15 protein-coding genes are annotated in these 20842 nt (G+C 42.8%); 13 read left to right on the top strand and 2 right to left on the bottom strand.

Annotation, left to right across the window (positions count from 1 at the left end):
- The first annotated feature begins 29 nt into the window (after window positions 1-29).
- Window positions 30-722, top strand: a complete 693-nt coding sequence (locus G608_RS0104830) for an iron-sulfur cluster assembly scaffold protein (protein WP_026495091.1) — start codon at window positions 30-32, stop codon at window positions 720-722.
- A gap of 22 nt (window positions 723-744) precedes the next feature.
- Window positions 745-1764, top strand: coding sequence for a GGGtGRT protein (locus G608_RS0104825; protein WP_026495090.1), 1020 nt, complete (start codon window positions 745-747; stop codon window positions 1762-1764).
- Between the two features lie 120 nt (window positions 1765-1884).
- Here G608_RS0104825 and G608_RS0104820 read toward each other — a convergent pair whose 3' ends face one another.
- Window positions 1885-2319 carry a hypothetical protein gene (locus G608_RS0104820; RefSeq protein ID WP_026495089.1) on the bottom strand — a complete coding sequence of 145 codons (435 nt, stop codon included), beginning with the start codon at window positions 2317-2319 and terminating at the stop codon, window positions 1885-1887.
- 451 nt (window positions 2320-2770) lie between these two features.
- Between G608_RS0104820 and G608_RS0104810 the strand changes: the two genes are divergently transcribed.
- Together G608_RS0104810 and G608_RS19890 are read left to right on the top strand one after the other, a co-directional pair.
- Window positions 2771-4240 carry a GH25 family lysozyme gene (locus G608_RS0104810; RefSeq protein ID WP_026495088.1) on the top strand — a complete coding sequence of 490 codons (1470 nt, stop codon included), beginning with the start codon at window positions 2771-2773 and terminating at the stop codon, window positions 4238-4240.
- 108 nt (window positions 4241-4348) lie between these two features.
- Window positions 4349-5884 (top strand): AAA family ATPase, encoded by a 1536-nt coding sequence (locus G608_RS19890; protein ID WP_242829336.1) that lies wholly within the window; start codon window positions 4349-4351, stop codon window positions 5882-5884.
- Here the strand turns inward: G608_RS19890 and G608_RS23140 are convergent.
- Complete coding sequence (locus G608_RS23140) at window positions 5768-6454, bottom strand: hypothetical protein (RefSeq protein ID WP_207637678.1); 687 nt, start codon at window positions 6452-6454, stop codon at window positions 5768-5770. The two genes, G608_RS19890 and G608_RS23140, sit on opposite strands and share 117 nt — an antisense overlap.
- 707 nt (window positions 6455-7161) lie before the next feature.
- On the opposite strand from G608_RS23140, the gene G608_RS0104790 reads away from it, so the two are divergent.
- From G608_RS0104790 to G608_RS19875, 9 genes are all read left to right on the top strand, one after another.
- Complete coding sequence (locus G608_RS0104790) at window positions 7162-7365, top strand: hypothetical protein (protein WP_026495085.1); 204 nt, start codon at window positions 7162-7164, stop codon at window positions 7363-7365.
- Between the two features lie 7 nt (window positions 7366-7372).
- Window positions 7373-9727, top strand: coding sequence for an EAL domain-containing protein (locus G608_RS22210; protein WP_051208839.1), 2355 nt, complete (start codon window positions 7373-7375; stop codon window positions 9725-9727).
- Window positions 9728-9749: 22 nt separating this feature from the next.
- Window positions 9750-12758 (top strand): ATP-binding protein, encoded by a 3009-nt coding sequence (locus G608_RS19880; RefSeq protein ID WP_051208837.1) that lies wholly within the window; start codon window positions 9750-9752, stop codon window positions 12756-12758.
- Window positions 12759-12790: 32 nt separating this feature from the next.
- Window positions 12791-13567, top strand: a complete 777-nt coding sequence (locus tag G608_RS0104775; RefSeq protein ID WP_026495084.1) for a response regulator — start codon at window positions 12791-12793, stop codon at window positions 13565-13567.
- 40 nt (window positions 13568-13607) lie between these two features.
- Window positions 13608-14528 carry an orotidine-5'-phosphate decarboxylase gene (gene pyrF / locus G608_RS0104770; protein ID WP_026495083.1) on the top strand — a complete coding sequence of 307 codons (921 nt, stop codon included), beginning with the start codon at window positions 13608-13610 and terminating at the stop codon, window positions 14526-14528.
- 86 nt (window positions 14529-14614) lie between these two features.
- Window positions 14615-15307, top strand: coding sequence for an orotate phosphoribosyltransferase (gene pyrE / locus G608_RS0104765; protein ID WP_026495082.1), 693 nt, complete (start codon window positions 14615-14617; stop codon window positions 15305-15307).
- Between the two features lie 8 nt (window positions 15308-15315).
- Window positions 15316-15678 carry a DUF6142 family protein gene (locus G608_RS0104760; RefSeq protein WP_026495081.1) on the top strand — a complete coding sequence of 121 codons (363 nt, stop codon included), beginning with the start codon at window positions 15316-15318 and terminating at the stop codon, window positions 15676-15678.
- Between the two features lie 9 nt (window positions 15679-15687).
- Window positions 15688-18168: a hybrid sensor histidine kinase/response regulator gene (locus G608_RS0104755; protein WP_026495080.1), complete on the top strand. Its 2481-nt coding sequence runs from the start codon at window positions 15688-15690 to the stop codon at window positions 18166-18168.
- Window positions 18165-20840 carry a DegV family protein gene (locus G608_RS19875; protein WP_051208835.1) on the top strand — a complete coding sequence of 892 codons (2676 nt, stop codon included), beginning with the start codon at window positions 18165-18167 and terminating at the stop codon, window positions 20838-20840. Before G608_RS0104755 ends, G608_RS19875 begins: the two co-directional genes overlap by 4 nt.
- The last annotated feature ends 2 nt before the right edge of the window (window positions 20841-20842 follow it).

The raw sequence follows: 20842 nt of genomic DNA, 5'->3' as shown, positions 1-20842 counted from the left end.
TAGTAAACACTAACAATAAGGAGGTACTTATGATTTACTCAACAGAGGTAAAAAATATGTGTCCCGTAACACAAGGGGTACATCATGGTGCTGCTCCCATTCCTGAAGAAGCTAAATGGGTTCAGTCCAAAGAGATTAAGGACATTTCCGGTTATACACATGGTGTAGGCTGGTGTGCTCCTCAGCAGGGTGCTTGCAAGCTTTCCCTTAATGTTAAGGATGGTATCATCCAGGAAGCTCTCGTAGAGACACTTGGATGCTCCGGTATGACTCACTCAGCAGCTATGGCAGCTGAAATTCTTCCCGGTCTTACACTTCTTGAAGCACTCAACACAGACCTTGTGTGTGATGCTATCAACACAGCTATGAGAGAGCTGTTCCTTCAGATTGTATATGGTAGAACACAGTCTGCATTCTCAGAGGATGGACTTCAGATCGGTGCAGGTCTTGAGGACCTTGGTAAGGGTACACGTACAATGATCGGTACAACTTACGGAACACTTGATAAGGGACCTCGTTATCTTGAGCTTACAGATGGTTACATCACTGACCTTGCTCTTGATGAGAACGACGAGATCATCGGATATAAGTATGTTAACTTCGGAAAGATGATGGACTTCATCAAGGCTGGCGACGATGCTAATACAGCTTTAGAGAAGGCTAAGGGTCAGTATGGTCGTGTTGCTGATGCAGCTAGATTCATTGATCCCAGAAAACAGTGATATAGGTAAGGAGGAAAAAATAATGGCTTTATTTGAATCATATGAAAGAAGAGAGCCCCAGATCCTGGCTTGCCTTAAGGAGTATGGAATCTCTTCCATCGAAGAATGTAAAGATATTACAATGGCAGCAGGCATTGATGTTTACAGCCTCATCGAAGGCATTCAGCCTATCTGCTTTGAGAATGCTAAGTGGGCTTACACAGTAGGTGCTGCTATCGCAATCAAGAAGGGTTGCCGCAAGGCTTCCGAGGCTGCTGCAGCTATCGGTATCGGCCTTCAGGCTTTCTGCATCCCCGGTTCTGTTGCTGACCGCCGTAAGGTAGGTATCGGCCATGGTAACCTTGGTAAGATGCTTCTTGAAGAGGACACAGAGTGCTTCGCATTCCTTGCTGGTCACGAGTCATTCGCAGCAGCTGAGGGTGCTATCGGTATCGCAGAGAAGGCTAACAAGGTTCGTACAAAGCCTCTTCGCGTTATCCTTAACGGTCTTGGAAAAGACGCAGCACAGATTATTTCCCGTATCAACGGCTTTACTTATGTAGAGACAAAGTACAACTACTTCACAGGTGAGGTAGAGGAAGTATTCAGAAAGTGCTATTCAAAGGATGCAAATTCACCTCGTGCAAAGGTTAACTGCTACGGCGCTAACGATGTACAGGAAGGTGTTGCTATCATGTGGAAGGAGAATGTTGACGTATCTATCACAGGTAACTCAACCAATCCTACAAGATTCCAGCATCCCGTTGCAGGTACTTATAAGAAGGAGCGTACTGAGGCTGGTAAGAAGTACTTCTCAGTTGCTTCAGGCGGTGGTACCGGACGTACACTTCATCCCGATAACATGGCAGCAGGTCCTGCTTCCTACGGTATGACAGATACTATGGGTCGTATGCACTCAGACGCTCAGTTTGCAGGTTCTTCTTCAGTTCCCGCTCACGTTGAGATGATGGGTCTTATCGGCGCTGGTAACAACCCGATGGTTGGTATGACTGTTTCTACAGCCGTTTCCATCGAGGAAGCTGCAAAGGCTGGTAAGTTCTGACCTTAATTACTTAGCTAGGTTCTATACAATGAAATCAGAATGGGGCTGTCGCACCAGATGATTTAATCATCTAAAGCGACAGCCCCTTTGTCACCTTTGTCTCCTTATCGTCACCCTGTTTTATTTAAGATACCCTGCTTCTTCCAGAAGCTTTTTCATAAACCCGGTGTATTCCTGGAGTGCATCCTCGCAGGGGCCCATCATCTCTTTGTTGAGATCGATGGCCTCTTTTGAGTCCTTGATCCTGTCAAAGGTGTCCTTATCCCTGAAAAATCTGGCGTAATTAACTTTTGACGGATCGATGGCGTGTAAAGATCTGGCTGCTGACAGGACAAGCTTGTTCTCTTTATTGAAAAGACCTCCTGCTGCCTTGGGGTAGATGATAATATCCCAGTTCTCCGTAGCCGGAAGCACGACATACTCGAGTTCTCCGCTGCTCTTTCTCCTGGTTCCAAACTCGGACATGTTCTCCCTGTCCCAGTGCTCCTCCATGAACTTAAGCACATCTTCAAGTGTCATTGTCTTGTTGATTACAATCGTCTGTCTGCCCTTCATAACAATTCCTCTCTTTCATTTTCGATGAACAGAATCTGCATGAACAAGATATCCATATAAAAATCAGGATTTCCTGTAATCATTATACCGTGAATTCACACACTCCAACAACAAAATCAGACTACCCAAAAAGTTAATCATTCCTTTATAAAATATTATGATAACACGCGTTTTATAGGCTCTGCGGAACTGAAAGCAAACAGTCTATCGTTTATAATATTATTATCTGAACGTAAGATATCAGTTTATAAAAGGAGAGAATTATGAGGAGAAAAACGAGCCTCGCCCAGATGATTTAATCATCTAAAGCGACAGCCCCATTTTTTATTCCCAAAAGTGCGACAAATTCTAAAAACTTTAGAAAGAATAAACGAAAAGCAGCCCATTTATACGTGCTTTGTGATACAATATAGAATGCATTAAAGTTTTGTTTAGATTCGGGGGTAATTCCATGAAATTAAAGAAAAGAATACTGGCCGGCCTTATGGCGGCTTCACTTATTTTTGGTGCAATGCCGGGAGTAAGTGTTAATGCAGCCACCAAGCTGTCTTATAAAGATCTTTACACTAAAAAGATCACCTTTGAGAAAAATGCAGTTTTGCCGACACCGGATGCTTCATCAGCCGCATCCTCATCAGCAGCAATTACTCCGGATGCAGCCTCAAGCGGCGTATCCACTGATAACGGATTCGGTGATCCTACAAGCACAGCTTACGGTGCGTCTACAGAGTTTTTTGAGCCGGAGATACAAAATGAGACCATTAAGGTCATGAAGGGAATGCAGTTTGTCATTTCCACCACAAGGTATGGAAAGCTGGTAGCTACTACCAAGAACAGTAAGAACTTCAAATATAAGTCTTCTAACAAGAAGATTGCCAAGGTAGATAAGAACGGTAAGGTTACAACACTTAAGAACGGTAAGTGTGATATCACTATCACCAATAAAGCAGACAGTGAACGGTTCATTCTCCATCTTAATGTCCTTAAAAACGTTAAGGTTAAGAGCATTAAGTTAAATGCCAAGGAGAAGAATTTTAAGAAGACAGGAAAAACCTTCAAGCTCAACGCTACGATAAAGTATTCTACTAAGAACACAGGAGATATTCCCATTTGTTGGAAATCAACCGATTCAAATGTTGCCAAGGTAGATGCTTATGGTAATGTCAAGATTGTGGGGTATGGACTTGCATACATCACCTGTACTGCAGGATCAAATGGTAAAAAGGCATCCTGCAAGATAAAGGTTGTTGATCCCAGTAATCCCAGCAGAGGCTTTGAAAGCGAGGGTGGAACCGGCGGAAGACCTACCTATAACACAGGTAAGGTTGTGGATATTTCCAGTCACAACGTTGTCTCAGACTGGTCAAAGCTCAGAGAGAATGCCGATGCGGTAATCATTCGAATTGGATACAGAGGCTACGGCTCAGGTGCCATAGTTCAGGACAGCAGCTTTGCAAGCAACGTGTATAATGCACAGCAGTATGGAATACCTTATGCGGTATATTTCTACACGACTGCAGTATCTGAAGCAGAGGGTCGTGAGGAAGCTGACTGGATAGCAAACAGAGTGGGCGGAATGAATCTCTGCTTCCCTGTGTTTATTGATACTGAGTATAGTAACGGCAATCATGACGGAAGAAGCGACGGATTATCACAGTCCGCAAGAACAGCAGCCGTTGGAGGCGCTTGCTCACAGCTTCAGGGAAGAGGTCTTGAAGCAGGTGTATATGGCTCAAAATGGTGGCTTTATAACATGGTTGATATGGGCAGTCTCCCTTATAATGTATGGGTTGCACAGTATGCTTCATCCTGCGACTATGCCGGATCAAAGCTTCTTTGGCAGTATACTTCATCAGCACCGGGATATGGTGTTAAGACAGGTGGCCGCGAGTGCTGCGACGTATCATACTGGTATGATTGATGTGTGTACTCAATGTCAGATGAGCTTATCTCGCAAAATATAATATGAAAATCTAAGCCTCAGGTACATTGGTGCCTGAGGCTATATTAAAGGTAAAAGGGGAATTACATGAATCAGGATTTGTTGGGGAACATTTATAATGACTTTTTTGGACCCGGATCAGGCGGAGACGGCAAGCCGCCGGTATTTGATGATCCAAATAAGGAGAAGGAAATCATAGAGCGCGTTGAGAAGGATTTTAAAAATGAAAAGGACAGCTCTGATGATAACGGCTCGGTGTTATCCTTTGGAGATGCAGGTAAATCAGCGCCGGATAAGGTAACGGATAAAAATCAGGATATTCTTGCAGGTGAGAAAAGGCATATTCAGGACGCTGATGAAGCCTTGAGAGAAGCAAGAGCGCTGTTTAATTCAACTCATTTTACGAAGAACATAACTGAAGGAAATGACACGGGTGTTTTGACGCCTCAGGGCGGCCAGGCACCTCAGAACGGAGAAGCACAGGTGCAGATGGCAAACTCTGCTCCTGCAGAGCAAAAGCCGGCGGAGCCTGAAACAGACCCCATGGATGATTTAAATGCTCTTATCGGTCTTGCTTCAATCAAGCATGACGTAAAGGAGCTTACTGATTTTGCCAAGGTTCAGAAGCTGAGAAAAGATGAGGGAATGAAGTCTGTTCCTGTCTCACTTCACCTTGTTTTCACAGGTAATCCCGGAACAGGTAAGACAACTGTTGCCAGAATCATTTCCAGAATCTATAAGCAGATAGGTGTTCTTTCCAAGGGACAGCTGGTGGAGGTTGACAGATCTGGACTTGTTGCAGGCTATGTTGGACAGACTGCCCTTAAGACTCAGGAAAAGATAAATGAAGCCCTTGGCGGCGTTCTTTTCATTGATGAAGCATATTCTCTTTCTCAGGAAAATGATGCCTTCGGACAGGAAGCCATTGATACAATACTTAAAGCCATGGAGGATCACAGAGATGATCTGGTAGTTATCGTTGCAGGTTACACAGCACCCATGGAGAAATTCATAAACAGTAATCCGGGCCTCAAGTCCAGATTCAATAAGTACATTGAATTCCCGGACTATTCAGTTGATGAGCTTGAAGCAATTTTCAACATGAACTGTAAAAAGTACGAGTATGAGGTAGAAGAGGATACACAAAAGCATATCCGCGAGATGATCACTGCAAGAAAGCTTGAGAGAACAGAGAACTTCGCAAATGCCAGAGAGGTAAGAAATCTCTTTGAAGAGATAGTAACGAATCAGGCAAGAAGAATTGCGGAGATCGAGTCACCTACAGCTGATGATATAAGACTCATTAAATCTGAGGACCTTATGGAAAAATCAGAGGATGAGACTAAGAAAAAAGAAGAGGCTGCTGTAGAGAGTACAGAAAATAAAGAAGCAGCTGAGACCACTGACGAAACAGTACAGACTGAAGTGTCAGAGAAGACAGCTGCCGATACAGAATCTGAATCAGACAGTTCCGAAGCTGAGGATGCACAAAATGAGGAAGCTGCTTTAGACAGTTCCGAACTTGAAGACGTGCTTTCCGAGGAATCTGCCGACGATGCTGATGGTGGGGCCCAGGAGGAAGACCATCAGGACGGTGGCGATTCTGGCCTTGCCACCGAATAACAGAGCAATAACTGTAACAGATCCATCAAATCCCATTCGAACATATTTGAATGGGATTTTTTTTAGCAGTCTTTCACTGATGATAACAGGGATAGCGTCATAGGGAGCAACACCCATGTCAGCATTCATGTAAAAGGAAGCTGCGATTACGAAACAGAGAAGGGCAAATGCAAATACCAATGCTCTGTAGGGCCATGTGGTAAAAAGATATTCGGGCAGATTTTTTTTCCAAAGCCACCCGAAGAACTCAGCTATGTAGCCGATAAAAACCATGTTGGCAACAGTTCCGGGACCGATAAGGTTTCTTGCATACAGGATTACAAGAATAAAGAGAACCAGATTTAGTCCTAACTGCCAGGTACCAAGTCCGATACCGAGCCTGTTTGAAAGGGTTACGTTCATAAAGGTGCAGGGATCGGTTCCCAGGTCAACCTTTATGAGGAAGGAGAGGAAAAATCCCATAAGGAAAACTCCAATCGACATAACCGTGAATTTCTTTTTAAATAACGGATCCTTTGTAAATCTATCAAGTACAGCCATAGTGAACCTTCTTTCCTGATTGATGTTCATAGCAAAAAGAACGCTTAGTAAGACCTGCCTTTTTGCATGCGACCTTACTAATTTAGTGCATTTTGAAAATATTGTAAAGTATTAATACTTCCCATCCCGGATGAATAAAGAAGCCTTGGCACCCGTCGGCTTTTTGAAAGAGCTCCGGCTCCGGTCAGAGGGTCAGGCAGGTCTTTTACCTTCCGTGCCTCAGAACATTCCAAAATCCTCCTCTTGTCAAGAACATGTGCGATTTTGCATAACTCATACATTTCCGTAAGATAGCAAAAGCCCCATGCAGTCATTTCTTGTCTTTATAGCTGAGTGATGATTATTCTTATGCCCATGTATCCTTTGTGCGCGCGAAAACAAAGGATACATGGGCATTAGAAAAATCTCACGAGGATAACGAGACAAGAAATGACTGCATGGGGCTATGCTATCTAACGGAAATGTACTCAGACATGTTGCAAAATCACACATATGACAAGAGGAGGATTTTGGAATTTCGGCAGAGGAAGGTAAAAGACCTGCCTGACCCATGGACCGGAGCCGGAGCTTTCTTTCACAAGCCGACGGGTGCCAAGGCTTCTTTATTCATCCGGGATGGGAAGTATTTGTAAAGTATTAGTTAAAGAGTCTTAAAAAACAATTAAATCACGCGCAGGGGTTATATGCTCTGCGATTTTTAGTGTATTATACAATTACAGATAATAAGGGGAATTTCGATGAATATTTATTTGTGTGGCGTTAATGAAACGCTAACCGAGGCTATAGAAAATATAAATAAAAATGATATAGATGGCAGAACTTTTGCTCTTGATGAGGAAAGGGACAGGTGCTATGTGGGAGATGAAAAATTCAGGGAAGCTCCCGTGATAATCAACTATCACAACACATACTATGCACCTGAGGTAGTATCTGCTAATTGAGGGAATTATGCTTAGGAACGAAGAAATAGATCAATTGACAGGGTTGTCAAATCTGTATTCATTCAGAGATAAAGCACAGAAAATGATAGATGATCCCGAACTTAGAAAAAAGGATCCTGTTATCATTTATTTTGATGTGGAGAATTTCAAAGCATATAATGCAAAGTTTGGTTTTGAGGCCGGGGATCGCTTTTTACAGAACATGGCAAAGAGCATCAGGAAGATTTTTCCGGAGCTCCTTGTAGCCAGATTTTCGGACGATCACTTTGTTGCCCTTGCCTATGGCAATTCCGTAGAGGCCAGGATCAATGACGTCTACAGAAGAGTAAAGGGCTATAATCCTGATGCGGACATACAGATGAGGGCAGGAGTCTACGAGCTGGAATATGATGACGCCGATGTAAGTATCGCCTGCGATAAAGCAAGGATGGCCTGCAACAGTATAAAAAACAGCTATGACGCCATCGTCCGTGTTTATGATAAAGAGATAGGCAATAGAATAAATCTGGCAAACTACATCATTCATAATATTAATGAGGCAGTTTTAAAGGGATATATCAAGGTCTATTATCAGCCCATTGTAAGAGTAATAAGCGGCAAAGTGTGCGGCTTTGAAGCTCTTGCCAGGTGGATTGATCCTGAGCATGGCTTTCTTATGCCCAGTGTCTTTATTCCTGTTCTTGAGGACGCACATCTTATCTACAAGCTTGATGCCTTTGTGGTCAGACAGGTCTGCGAAGATCTCAGGGAGTTTACGGATCAGGGCTATAAGCCTTATCCTGTTTCGGTTAATTTTTCCCGCTCGGATTTCCATCAGAGAGATATGTACCGCGTTGTAAACGACGCGGTTACAAGTAATGATATTCCAAGAAGTCTTATTCATGTTGAGATTACAGAGAGTGCTCTTGAGGATGAATCAGGCATTCTTAAGGGCACCATGGATAAATTCAGACATGGCGGATATCAGGTATGGATGGATGATTTTGGTAGCGGATATTCTTCATTCAATCTGCTTAAGGACTACGAATTTGATGTCCTTAAATTCGACATGAAATTCCTTCAGGATTTCGCATCAAAACCAAGAGAAACAGCTATTTGGGAAAACATAATAAATATGGCTGAGGAAATCGGCATACAGACTCTGGCAGAGGGCGTTGAAACTCTTGAAACCTGGGAGTTTTTAAAGCGCGTAGGCTGTGAGAAGGCTCAGGGCTATTTCTTTGGAAGACCCATGAGTAAAGAGGAAATACTCGATTATCTTGATGAGTCCGGGGAGAAGGTTTTTGCATGTAAACAGGAGACAAGGTTTGAGGATCTGTTAAGTGAAAACAATACAATCCTTCTTGAGGATGACAGTGAAGAGAGTATCGAAGAAAAGCAGGCGGGCATTGCCGAAGAGCTTTATATGTCAAATTCCGAAATGTATACCAAGCTTGCTGCAAGAGGCTTTGCTTCGCTTTTAGAATACAATTCCTATTCACAGTTTCAGAAGTATTCGTTTTTCATAGTTGCGGATCTTTCTAATGATAAGCTTATGAATCTGCATCTCAGTAAGCAGAGGAAGATTCTTGATAAGAGATACAGATCCGATGATTCCTATGAAGCCATGATCGAAGAGATAGTAAGGGATACGGTTATTCAGGAGGAAAAGGGCGACGTTTCAACCTTTTTTAACAGAGACAGACTCATTCTCGCATATCATAGCGGGATTAATAGTGATAACATAGAGTTTCACAGAATAGCTAGCGTTAAGGTTGAGCCCAGGTGGACCCATACCACCTATGAGATAGTAGAAGAGGATGGGAAGCTGGTTGCATACTTCCTTTCTTTTGATATTGATGAGTATAGGAAATCCAAGGAACTGGTCAGACAGATGGCTGAGAGAGATACTCTCACAGGACTTTATAACAGACATACTGCGGTTCCGCTCATAAGAAACAGACTCTACAGACATCAGAAGGGCAGGGCTGCCATGATAATGATGGATGTGGATTCCTTCAGGGAAATCAATGACAGATACGGGCATCTTGCAGGCGATGAGGTGCTTAGAAGAATAGCGGCAAGACTGGATGACATTTTTGGAAGGGACGGAATTGTATGTCACATCGATCAGGATGAATTCCTGATATTTGTAGAGGATGTGGATGAGAGTGATCTGAAAAACAGAATAGACAGATTCAGTGGCAATGTCTTTGAAGTCAGGTTCCACAACGACCTTATTCCATTCACTGTTTCCTGCGGCTATGTGATTCATCCCGATCAGGGAAGAGGCTATCACGATCTGTACAGGAAGGCCGATACTGCACTTTGTAATGCAAAAAATCATGGTAACGGTCTGGCGCAAAAGTATGAGGAAGGTTAACAGCTAAGAGGAAGCTCGGAAAATGTCTGATAAAAAGAAAGAGAGCATCATAAGGCATTTTATCTTTTTGGTAATGCTGACGCTCTGTACGATCATCACCATAAAAAATAATGTTCATATAGATAATGGCGAGGATATGACAACGTTTCAGTATTTTGCTGTGTATCTTTTTAAGTTTTCGCCAATTATTGTGCTGTCGGCTCTTGAAGGCGTTATACCTTCTATTGCATCATGCATTATTCTTTTTATCGCCAAGACAATCATTAATAAGGAACTTGCTTTTACCACGGCTATCTATATAGTGGGCGGAGCAATAACTCATTATTGTTCCATGGTCGGATTGTTTTCAAAAAAGCGCAAAGCTTTGATAATGATTTTTGTCTATATGTTGCTTTATGGCAGTGTATGGGGAGGTGTTCTTGGAATATTGGCAGGCCGTGGCTTTGCCGAGTTTTTCCCAACCAGAAGCATTTATTATTTCCTAAATGAGCTTCCGGAAGCCTTTGTTGCGGTTTCTATTGTATATATCATCTTTGGAATGGCTCCAAATAAGATAAGGGGATTGTTTTTCTGTGGTATTTTTTACAGAACAGATGCTGATCCTTTATCTAAGAAAATTGCGGATATTCGAAGCTCAAAGCTGAGTATGGCTGTTTCCGCAACCATTGGTATACAGGCAATCGTGCTTGGAATTTGTGCTGCTGTATATGCAAATACCCTTATTCCGGGCATGCAGGGAACCGTAAATGGAACGGAAAGCCCTGAGGTTACGGCAATTATTGAGGGTATTAACTTTAGTGAAGTAAGCAATGTCATTATCCTTGAGCAGCGCGTCAGTGAAATTGAGACAGCAAGAAATCAAAACAATGAGGTATTTTGGTTTAATGAGCAGACGCTGATATTTGATACAAAGCTGATCATGTTGATACTTATTGTAATTATCCCTATGAGTGTAATTGCGAACCAGTATGCGCAGGTCAGGATAGCGCAGCCGATACAAAGAGTGGCGGATTCTGTCGGGGCATTCTATGAGTTTGGGGCCTCCAAGCTGGATGATAACCTTGACAGACTGCGAGGGCTTAACATTACTACAGGTGATGAGATTGAGTACATGTACCGGACCTTCGTTAAAACGGCGGAAACCATGGTACAGTATGTGAAAATGATACAAGCCCAGAGAACTCTGGCTGATGAGCTGAGAGCGCAGCAGATGGCCAATGAGGCGAAAACCATTTTCCTTTCAAACATGTCTCATGAGATCAGAACTCCCATAAACGCCATGCTGGGCTTCAATGAGATGATACTAAGGGAGAGTAAAGATCCTGAGATAACGAAGTACGCTTCGAATGTTAACAACTCCGGAAAACTACTACTTGGTCTTGTAAATGATATCCTTGATTTTTCCAGGATTGAAGCAGGTAAGACAGAGATTATCCCTGTTGAATACGATCTCAGCTCTCTTGTAAATGATCTGATAAATACGACAAAGGTTCGTATGGAAGGTAAGAACCTTGAATTAAAGACGAATATTTCAACAGATCTTCCGTTGATTCTTATGGGTGATGAGCTTCGTATTAAGCAGTGCGCCATGAACCTTCTCACCAATGCCATTAAATATACGGAGACAGGAAGCATTACCTTTACCGTTGATCACAGAAAGATTGATGATGATACCATCTCTCTCAGGATCAGAGTTAAGGATACCGGAATCGGTATTAAAAAAGAGGATATGGAGAAGCTGTTTGCTCCCTTTGAGAGAATCGAGGAGAGTAAAAACAGGACTATCGAGGGCACCGGCCTTGGAATGAATATCGTTAAAAAGCTGCTTGCTCTTATGAATTCAAGACTTCTTGTAAGCAGCCAGTACGGTGTCGGAAGCGAATTCTCCTTTAGTGTTAAGCAAAAGGTACTTAACTGGAATCCAATCGGAGATTTCGCAGCCACCTATGAAGAAACCCTAATGGGACAGGAAACCTACAGGGAGAGCTTCAGAGCACCGGAGGCAAGGATATTGGTTGTGGATGATACCCTTGCAAATCTCACTGTCATAAAGGGACTTCTTAAGCCCACAAAGGTGAAAGTTGATCTTGCAGAGAGCGGCTATGAGGCATTGGAAAAGGTTTGTGAAAACAGATATCATATCATTTTCATGGATCACAGGATGCCGAAGATGGATGGTATAGAGACGCTCCATGCAATGCAGGAGATGGAAGAGAACCTTAATAAGGATGTTCCTGTATATGCTCTTACCGCCAACGTAATAAGCGGTGCAAGAGAGATGTACCTTAAGGAAGGCTTCGCAGGATATCTGCCAAAGCCCATAGATTCAGCAAGACTTGAAGATACGATAATGAAAAATCTTCCGGAGGATATCATAATAAGGCCGGGAGATGATGGGTTTGAGGATAACCTTGCCGGAGACGGTATCAGCTGCGAGGATTTGGAAGCAATCGGTATCATGACCAAGCTTAAAGGAATCGATTTTGATACCGGCTCATCCAACTGCGGAGGTCCTTCGGCACTAATGGAGGTTGCCACGGACTTTGCTCTTTCCATCGATGCGAAGGCAAGTGCTATCGAGGATGCATGGCAGAATGAGGATTTTGAAAACTACACAACCTTTGTTCATGGACTAAAGAGCAGCGCCAGAGTTATAGGCGCAACAGACCTTTCCAATCTGGCTGCATATCTTGAGCAGTGCGGAAATGACAAGGATATCGATGAGATAAACAAACGAACGCCGGAGCTCTTAGTGCAATTTAAAGCCTATCGTGAGTTCTTAAAGCCCCTTGCGGAGGCAGGAGAAAATGATGAAGAGGAGCAAAAGAAGCCTCTCATCGAGCCTGAAGAATTGAAGGGAGCCCTCAGGAGTCTTAAAGAGTTCGTTGAAGGAAACTATTTTGACAGTGCGGATGATGTGGTCTCTATGATGGATGACTATCGGATGCCTGATGACTTCAAAGCTACCTATAAAGAGATTAAAAGACTTCTCTCTGCTGTTGACAGAGATGGTCTGTTGAAGCTATTGTAAAAAAGATGTTTGCAGGAAAAGAAGGTGCAGATATGGTAAAAAGAGTACTTCTTATTGGATCACCGAAAAGCTTTATGGTTAATGCCATAGCAAGAGGCTTACAGAATGAAAACTATGAGGTTATTCAATGTGAGTTTACGGCAGCAGCAATTGACAGTGTAGAGGATAAACCTCCGCTCTATGTTTTATATCTTGGAGATCTTAATTTTGATGATGCGGAAATGAGCGGATTATCTGCGCTTAAATATCTGGATGAAGCCATAGACAGGGAGCATTTCTTCCTTTATGAAGTAGGAAATAACGATGAGCTTTCCTATGCGGAAAAATTTTTATCCAAGATAAAGGTGACTGAGACATATCAAAGACCCATAGATGTCAAGATGCTGGCAGAGGATCTTGATATGGCTGTTGAGAGCAATAAAATGGGCGATGATCAGAAAAAGAAAATTCTGGTTGTTGATGATGACGGCACCATGCTCAGAATGATCAGAACCTGGCTCTCGGTGAAGTACAGAGTTTACATGGCAAGCTCAGGTAAGATAGCCCTTACTTTTCTTCAGAACAACAAGGTTGATCTCGTACTTTTGGATTATATGATGCCTCAGATGGATGGACCTGAGGTTTTAAAGCAGATCAGGATGGATGATAATATGAAGGAGCTTCCTGTTATGTTCCTGACATCTAAGAGCGACAAGGAAAGCGTTATTACAGTTGCTGCCCTTAGACCTGAGAAGTATCTTTTGAAAACGATGCCTAAGGCAAAGCTGATTCATGCAATAGACGAATTTTTCTTCGGCCCCTATGCATGATAAAGACTTACTTTAATTATATATTTGGAGGAGAACACGTATGATAAAAAGACTTGCAGATGCCATCAAGAGGACCCAGGCACCTATTGTTGTGGGCCTTGATCCCAAGACAGACTTTATTCCGAAGAGAATTCTGGAGAAGGCAGTAGCAGAGCATGGTAACACTGCGGAAGCAGTAGCAGAGAGCTTCTTTGCGTTCAACAAGGAAATAGTTGACCATATCTGCGATCTTGTACCTGCAGTAAAACCGCAGATTGCCATGTATGAGCAGTATGGAATTCCCGGGCTTGTGGCTTATCAGAAGACCATTGATTACTGTCATGAAAAGGGCCTTCTTGTAATCGCCGATGTAAAGAGAGGCGATATAGGCTCGACATCTGAATCTTATGCCCTTGCACACCTTGGTGCTTCTAAGGTTGGCGATACCCTTGTAAAGGGCTTTGATGCAGATTTTGCAACAGTTAATCCTTACCTTGGCTCAGACGGTGTAAAGCCTTTTATAAACGTTTGTAATGAATTTGATAAGGGTATATTTGTACTTGTTAAAACCTCCAATCCCAGCAGCGGTGAGTTGCAGGATAAGAGCTGCGACGGCAAGCCTCTCTATGAGACAGTTGGTGCTCTGGTTGAGAAATGGGGACAGGAGTCCATGGATGGTGATTACAGCAATGTAGGTGCTGTTGTAGGTGCTACATATCCCGAGATGGGTAAGGTCCTCAGAGATGTTATGCCTCACGCATTCATCCTTGTGCCTGGCTATGGTGCACAGGGCGGAAAAGGCTCTGATCTTGTACATTTCTTTGATAAGGACGGTCTTGGCGCAATAGTCAATTCCTCAAGAGGCATTATCGCAGCCTGGAAGAATGAAAAGTACGGTGATCCCTCCAAGGAGTTCCTTGGCGATGCTGCAAGACTTGCGGTTATCGACATGCAGGAAGACATTAAGAGTGCACTAGGCTGATACCTATAATACATATTTGCTGACAGTTATTTATGTTATAATTTTGATTGTTTATAAAAGAATTTTTCAAAGGAGTTTTGTTAAAAATGGAAAGCTACAAGGAAGAATTTATCAACTTTATGGTGGACAGTAATGTCCTTAAATTTGGAGAGTTTACACTTAAGAGCGGACGTAAATCACCATTTTTCATGAATGCCGGTGCTTATGTTACAGGCTCTCAGCTCAGAAAGCTCGGTGAATATTATGCAAGAGCTATTCACGACACCTATGGTCTTGAATTTGATGTTCTTTTCGGACCTGCATACAAGGGAATACCCCTTGCAGTTGTTACCTGTGTAGCTATCAGTGAATTATACGGAAGAGAGATCAGATACTGTTCAAACCGCAAGGAGATCAAGGACCACGGCGATAAGGGTATCCTTCTTGGAACCAAGCTTCGCGACGGTGACAGAGTTCTTATTATCGAGGATGTTACTACTTCAGGAAAATCCATCGAGGAGACAGTTCCGATCATCCGCGAGCAGGCTGATGCCGATATTGTTGGACTCATGGTTTCACTTAACCGTCAGGAGAAGGGTCAGGATTCTGATATGAGCGCTCTTTCCGAGATTCGTGAGCGCTATGGCTTTGAGGCAAACGCCATTGTTACAATGCAGGAGGTTGTTGAGTGCCTCTACAACAAACCGATAGACGGAGAAGTTATTCTTACAAAGGATATCAAAAAGGCTATCGATGAGTATTATAAGGAGTACGGAGCAGCTGACGTTAAGTTTGGCTGATGATATTTATGGAGGAGTCAAGGAAAAGGAAAAAGTTTAGATTAAAGCTTCCGGTCAGACGAAGGGACCGCTATGTTTTCACGGATAAAAAGCATCCGGAGAAGGGCGTCTTTTCATCGGCGCTTGGTCTTATCAGTCTGGTGACGATCATCTATGCGGTGGTTCTGTCGTTTAAAAACGGCGGTCAGGCGCAGGCCAGGTTTGCGGTGGCTGTTTTAATCTGCATAATATATGCGATAGTGGGGCTTGTACTGGGAATAATGTCCAGAATGGAGAGAGATATTTTCAGGTTCTTCCCGCATCTAGGTATTATACTTAATTCTATCTCACTTCTTTTCATGGGCGTGTTACTGTTTCTTGCATTTATGTGAGGTGCAAATATGAACAGAAGCCAAAAGGATGAGGAAAACCAAAGAAGTGTACAGCTTGTGCTGCTTCTATGCTACATGCTGTATACTATTGGCCTTGCAATTGCTTCGATAACAAGAGGCTGGGAGATATGGACTGTTCCCGTTATGTTTTTGGGAGTGGCCATCTCCTGGAGCCTTTATACCACAGGTCATTTTGAATTCAGATTTCGTATTTACATATACGCAGGTTTTATTTCGCTTGCGACTTTCTTCTATGGTACACATTCTGATGCTCTGTACCATTCCGCTTTGATCATAGTTCTATCCATGCTGCTTTTTGCTCTCACTGAGGAAAAGCCGGCACTTCGGATTCTTTTCATGTCATATGTAATGCTGATGGCATATCACATATTGCTTATTATTTTAAAGAAAGAGGATAACGACAATTTCTTTTCATCCATAACGCTTCTTAATCTTCTGGCTGTAGTTGTTGCAAACAGGGTTGCGGGATACGTGTGCGAAATGCTTAATATGTCCCGCAGCGTATCTGATGATCTGGAGAGACAGCTTGGCGAAATGAAGCAAAAGTCCGAGGACTTTATGGCGAATGTTTCCCACGAGTTGAGAACTCCCATAAACGTTGTTATTGGTCTGTCATCAATCCTTATAAAGGATGAGAAGGTAGACAGAAAAAGGGCGGACCTTAATGCCATTCAGAATGCCGGTCGAAGGCTCTTTGGTCGAATCGAAGATATCCTTGATTACACAGAGATTGATACAGACAGTATCACTATTTCCAATGATGAATATCACATCTCATCAATAATAAACGACGTTGTAACAGAATATAGAGAAACTCTCGGACAGACTGCCCCTGAGCTTGTGGTTGATATGTATGCAACTATCCCTGCAAGAATGATGGGAGATGCTCTTAGAATAAAGCGAATCATAAGACACGTTGTAACCAATGCCGCTAAATTCACCGATGAAAACGGCTGTGTATTTCTTCGGGTTTTTGCAAGAAAAAAGAATTATGGCGTAAATCTCTGTATTGAGGTATCTGATACCGGTATCGGTATGTCTGAGGAAGAGCTTAGCAGAGTAACAACCGCAGCTTATCAGGCAGATTCCGGAAGAAGCAGAAGAGTAGAGGGTATCGGCCTTGGACTTTCCATAGTATATGGCTTTGTTAAAGAGATGGGCGGCTTCGTTCATATCAAAAGTGAAAAGAAAAAAGGAACCAAGGTCAGTATCAGTATTCCTCAGAAGGTTATAGATGATAAGCCAAGCGTAGTTGTTGACAGATCTGCAAAGATATCTGCTGCCTGCTATCTTAAGACCTCCAAATATAAGAGTCCTGCAGTACGCGAATATTATATTGCCATGCTAAGATCCACATTTAATGAGCTTGCTATGCCCTTTAACTTTGTGACAGAGCTTGATGCCCTTAAGTCACTGGTGGATACAGGTAACATCACCCATATTTTTACAGCTGAGGAAGAATACACAGAACAGAAAAAGTACCTTGAATTTATAGGAAGAGATATAGATATAGTTGTATCCGTATCACCGGGCTTTAGAATTCCCAGAGATAGCAATGCTACCTTTGTAAGAAAGCCTGTATTTAGTCATTCTCTTGTAAGTGCCATAAACAGAAAGCTTGCCCTTTGGGAATTTGATCCTGAGATAAGCGGTAAGAGGCTTAGCTTTGAGGATGTAAAGGTTCTTGTCGTAGACGATGAGGAGATGAACCTTATCGTTGCAAAGGGTATTCTTGATGGCTACGGAATGGATGTAACTCTTGTAAGAGGCGGAATGGAAGCTCTTCATGAGTGTGAAAAGACTAGATTTGACGTTATTTTCATGGATCATATGATGCCGGATGTTGATGGTGTTGAAGCAATGAAGCTCATCAGAAAGCATTACGGAACAGATGACCATACAATGATCATTGCCTTTACTGCCAATGCGGTAAGTGGTGTCAGAGAGATGTTCATGAAGGAAGGCTTTGATGAATTTATCGCAAAGCCCATTGAAAGCTCTGAGCTTGAGCGTGTGCTCAAAAAGGTTCTGCCCTCTACCATGTGGCAGTATAAAGCCATTGAACAGGAAGAATCCTATGAATATTCATACTCAAATGAAGGCACCGGTATTGCCGAGAGATTTGTTGTCCTTGATGCTGCGGAAGGTATCAGACTCTGCAGAGGCAACGAGGGATTCTTTGGTGAGGTCCTTGAGGAGTTTATGCGGGATTCAGAGGATGTTATGGCAGAGCTCCAGGCCTGCTATGAGAGAAAGGACTGGGCTAATTACAGGGTTATCCTCAACGGACTTAAGCTTTCAGCCCGAATAATCGGTGCAGAGGAGTTGTCCAGAGAAGCTCAGGAAATTGAGAGGGCTGCGGCCGAGAAATGGGAGGCATATATTATCGCTAACCATGAGTCCCTAGAGAGGCGAATAGAAGAAGTTAATGCCGACATATCAAGAGTATATGGAGGTGATGCATCATGATTATACAAAAGCTGTTTAACAACGTTGAAGATCACAACAAAAGCCTCCAGGAGAGAGTATTTGTCATTCTGACTTTTATCGGAATGCTATCTGTATTTTTGCTCATCTTTATCGGAATGATCATGGGTGATAATATTCTTAACACTCTGGCTCTGGTAGCATGTTTCTTTGGTTTTCTTGGCGTAATTATTTTTTCTATAAAAAAGAGACGGGTTCAGACAGGCGCAACCATAATTGGTGTTGTTCTTGTTGTTTTTCTGCTGCCCCTTTCATTCATTTATGGCGGAGGAATCTATGGCGGATCGCCGCTGTGGTTTATCTTTGGCTTTGCTTTTATCGGAATGACTGTTGCCGGAAAAAGAAAATATGTGCTTATGGCAATTGGAGCCATAGCCATGTCCGCATCCTATTATCTTGCTTATATGTACCCCGAATATGTTGCCAAGCACACAATACTTGCTGCTCATATGGATTCACTTATAAGTAATCTTATTGTCAGTATTCTGCTTGTTGTAATGATCCTTTTTGAAAACAGGGTATATATTTCTGAAAACAAACTTATCGAAAAACAGAAGGAAGAAATTCAGAAGCTTTCTCAGTCAAAGAGTAAATTTTTCTCAACAGTCAGCCATGAGATCAGGACCCCTATAGATACCATGGTTGGTTTTAATGAGCTTATTATTCGTGACTCTGATTCGGAGGAGATTACAGAGAATGCACTGAATATAAAGAGTGCGGGAAGGATGCTGCTTAACCTTGTAAATGATGTCCTCGATGTTGCTAAGCTTGAGTCCGGAAAAATGGAGATCGTACCTAATGAGTATGATGTTATTAACATGCTCTCCGAGACCATTAACATGACCTACGAGGAGGCTCATGAAAAGAGGCTTAAGTATTATGTGGACATTGATCCCCAGACTCCTAAAATACTCATCGGCGATGATATAAGAATAGAGCAGATACTTATAAATCTTCTTAATAACGCCATAAAGTATACAAATGAAGGTAGCATTACCCTGTCCCTAAGAACTAAGCCCATGGGCCCCGGCGAGATAATGCTGGTATTTACTGTTGAGGATACAGGTATCGGTATTAAAAAAGATGCCATTGCTTACGTTTTTGATGAATTTAAGAGAGTCAATGAGAACGGTGCAAAGGACGTAATGGGAACCGGTCTTGGACTTACCATCGTAAAGATGCTTACCGAGCAGATGAATGGTGAGATTCAGGTTAACAGTATATATACAAAGGGCTCCAGCTTTGTTGTTACACTTCCTCAGGAAGTGGTTAAAAGTGAGCCTGTTGGCGAAATTACTCTGGAAGATTTAAGGAATAAGGAGCTGGCATCGGAGTACAGACAGAGCTTTGAGGCTCCCGGCGCCAGAATACTGATTGTTGATGATAATCAGATGAACCGCGTGGTAACCAAGAGACTGCTTCGTGATACTAAGATGGAAATTGACGAAGCGGCAAGCGGCATAGAGTGTCTTGAAAAATGTGCGAATATTCAGTATGAATGTATTTTTATGGATCAGGTAATGCCTGAGATGGATGGTACCGAATGCCTTCGTCAGATTAGGCAGCAGATGGGTGGAATGAACAGAGAGACACCCGTCGTTGTCATAACAGCCTTCACAACAGGTGATGATCAGGCTAAGTTCCGCATGGCAGGCTTTGATGGATATATCTTAAAGCCTGTTAACGGTGAGATGCTTGAGAATACTCTGCTAAGAATCCTTCCTGCCGATCTTATCAGAAGAACAAGACCGTTAGAAGCTAATCAGGCAGGTGGCAAGAAGGGCAATTTACATAAGGATAGGCTTCCTATTCTTATTACTACAGAAAGCGTATGTGATCTTCCTCCCGAAATGATCGAAAAGATGAGAATTCCGATTATCCCGTTCTCTATCAGAAACAAGAACGGTTCGTTTATTGACGGTGTTGAGACCGAGACGGAAGGTGTACTTGAATACATATCAGAAAACGGAAACGAAGATCTTTTTGCAGAATCGCCATCTGTTCAGGAATATGAAGAATTCTTTGCATCAAGACTTGATGAAGCTGATAATGTCATTCATATCAGTATGTCAGGAAAGGCCGGAGGTGCTTATCATATAGCAATGGAGGCAGCAGCCTCCTTCGACAGGGTGCATATTGTGGATTCCGAATCACTTTCATGTGGTGTCGGAATGCTTGTGCTTGAGGCACATAATCTTGTTCAGGCAGGCTTTGATGCGGCAGAGTGTGTGCGTCAGCTTGACAAGATCAAGAAGAGAATTCATACAAGCTTTCTTATTAACAATATCGATTACCTCATTAAGCTTGGCAGAATCAATCCGCGCATGAAGGGCGTCAGCAGAATCTTTATGCTTAAACCCGGTATTCTTTTCAGAGATGGAAGGGGAACTTTGATGAGAATGTTCATGGGTGCTGCTGCCAAGGCCAAAAAGCGTTATATTGGTATGCAGTTCGATACCGGAAGGCTTATTGATAAAAGAAGAGTATTTATCACTCACACAGGGCTCACTGCCTCGGAGCTTGATGATATTCTCAGATGGGTAGGCGATGAGATGATTTTTGATGAGGTTATTGTGCAGAAAGAGTCGGCTGCATGTGCTGCGATCCATGGTCAGGGCGCCTTTGGAATAATCTTCCTGTATGAGGATGAATAAGG

The organism is Butyrivibrio sp. WCD3002, assembly GCF_000424265.1.
Taxonomy (GTDB): domain Bacteria; phylum Bacillota; class Clostridia; order Lachnospirales; family Lachnospiraceae; genus Butyrivibrio.
This window is presented reverse-complemented; position numbering and strand designations above follow the sequence as displayed.

Excerpts from the sequence above, each read along its gene's own strand:
- G608_RS0104830 (WP_026495091.1), top strand. The coding sequence starts at position 30 with ATGATTTACTCAACAGAGGTAAAAAATATGTGTCCCGTAACACAAGGG.
- G608_RS0104825 (WP_026495090.1), top strand. The coding sequence starts at position 745 with ATGGCTTTATTTGAATCATATGAAAGAAGAGAGCCCCAGATCCTGGCT.
- G608_RS0104820 (WP_026495089.1), bottom strand. The coding sequence starts at position 2,319 with ATGAAGGGCAGACAGACGATTGTAATCAACAAGACAATGACACTTGAA.
- G608_RS0104810 (WP_026495088.1), top strand. The coding sequence starts at position 2,771 with ATGAAATTAAAGAAAAGAATACTGGCCGGCCTTATGGCGGCTTCACTT.
- G608_RS19890 (WP_242829336.1), top strand. The coding sequence starts at position 4,349 with ATGAATCAGGATTTGTTGGGGAACATTTATAATGACTTTTTTGGACCC.
- G608_RS23140 (WP_207637678.1), bottom strand. The coding sequence starts at position 6,454 with ATGAACATCAATCAGGAAAGAAGGTTCACTATGGCTGTACTTGATAGA.
- G608_RS0104790 (WP_026495085.1), top strand. The coding sequence starts at position 7,162 with ATGAATATTTATTTGTGTGGCGTTAATGAAACGCTAACCGAGGCTATA.
- G608_RS22210 (WP_051208839.1), top strand. The coding sequence starts at position 7,373 with ATGCTTAGGAACGAAGAAATAGATCAATTGACAGGGTTGTCAAATCTG.
- G608_RS19880 (WP_051208837.1), top strand. The coding sequence starts at position 9,750 with ATGTCTGATAAAAAGAAAGAGAGCATCATAAGGCATTTTATCTTTTTG.
- G608_RS0104775 (WP_026495084.1), top strand. The coding sequence starts at position 12,791 with ATGGTAAAAAGAGTACTTCTTATTGGATCACCGAAAAGCTTTATGGTT.
- pyrF (WP_026495083.1), top strand. The coding sequence starts at position 13,608 with ATGATAAAAAGACTTGCAGATGCCATCAAGAGGACCCAGGCACCTATT.
- pyrE (WP_026495082.1), top strand. The coding sequence starts at position 14,615 with ATGGAAAGCTACAAGGAAGAATTTATCAACTTTATGGTGGACAGTAAT.
- G608_RS0104760 (WP_026495081.1), top strand. The coding sequence starts at position 15,316 with ATGGAGGAGTCAAGGAAAAGGAAAAAGTTTAGATTAAAGCTTCCGGTC.
- G608_RS0104755 (WP_026495080.1), top strand. The coding sequence starts at position 15,688 with ATGAACAGAAGCCAAAAGGATGAGGAAAACCAAAGAAGTGTACAGCTT.
- G608_RS19875 (WP_051208835.1), top strand. The coding sequence starts at position 18,165 with ATGATTATACAAAAGCTGTTTAACAACGTTGAAGATCACAACAAAAGC.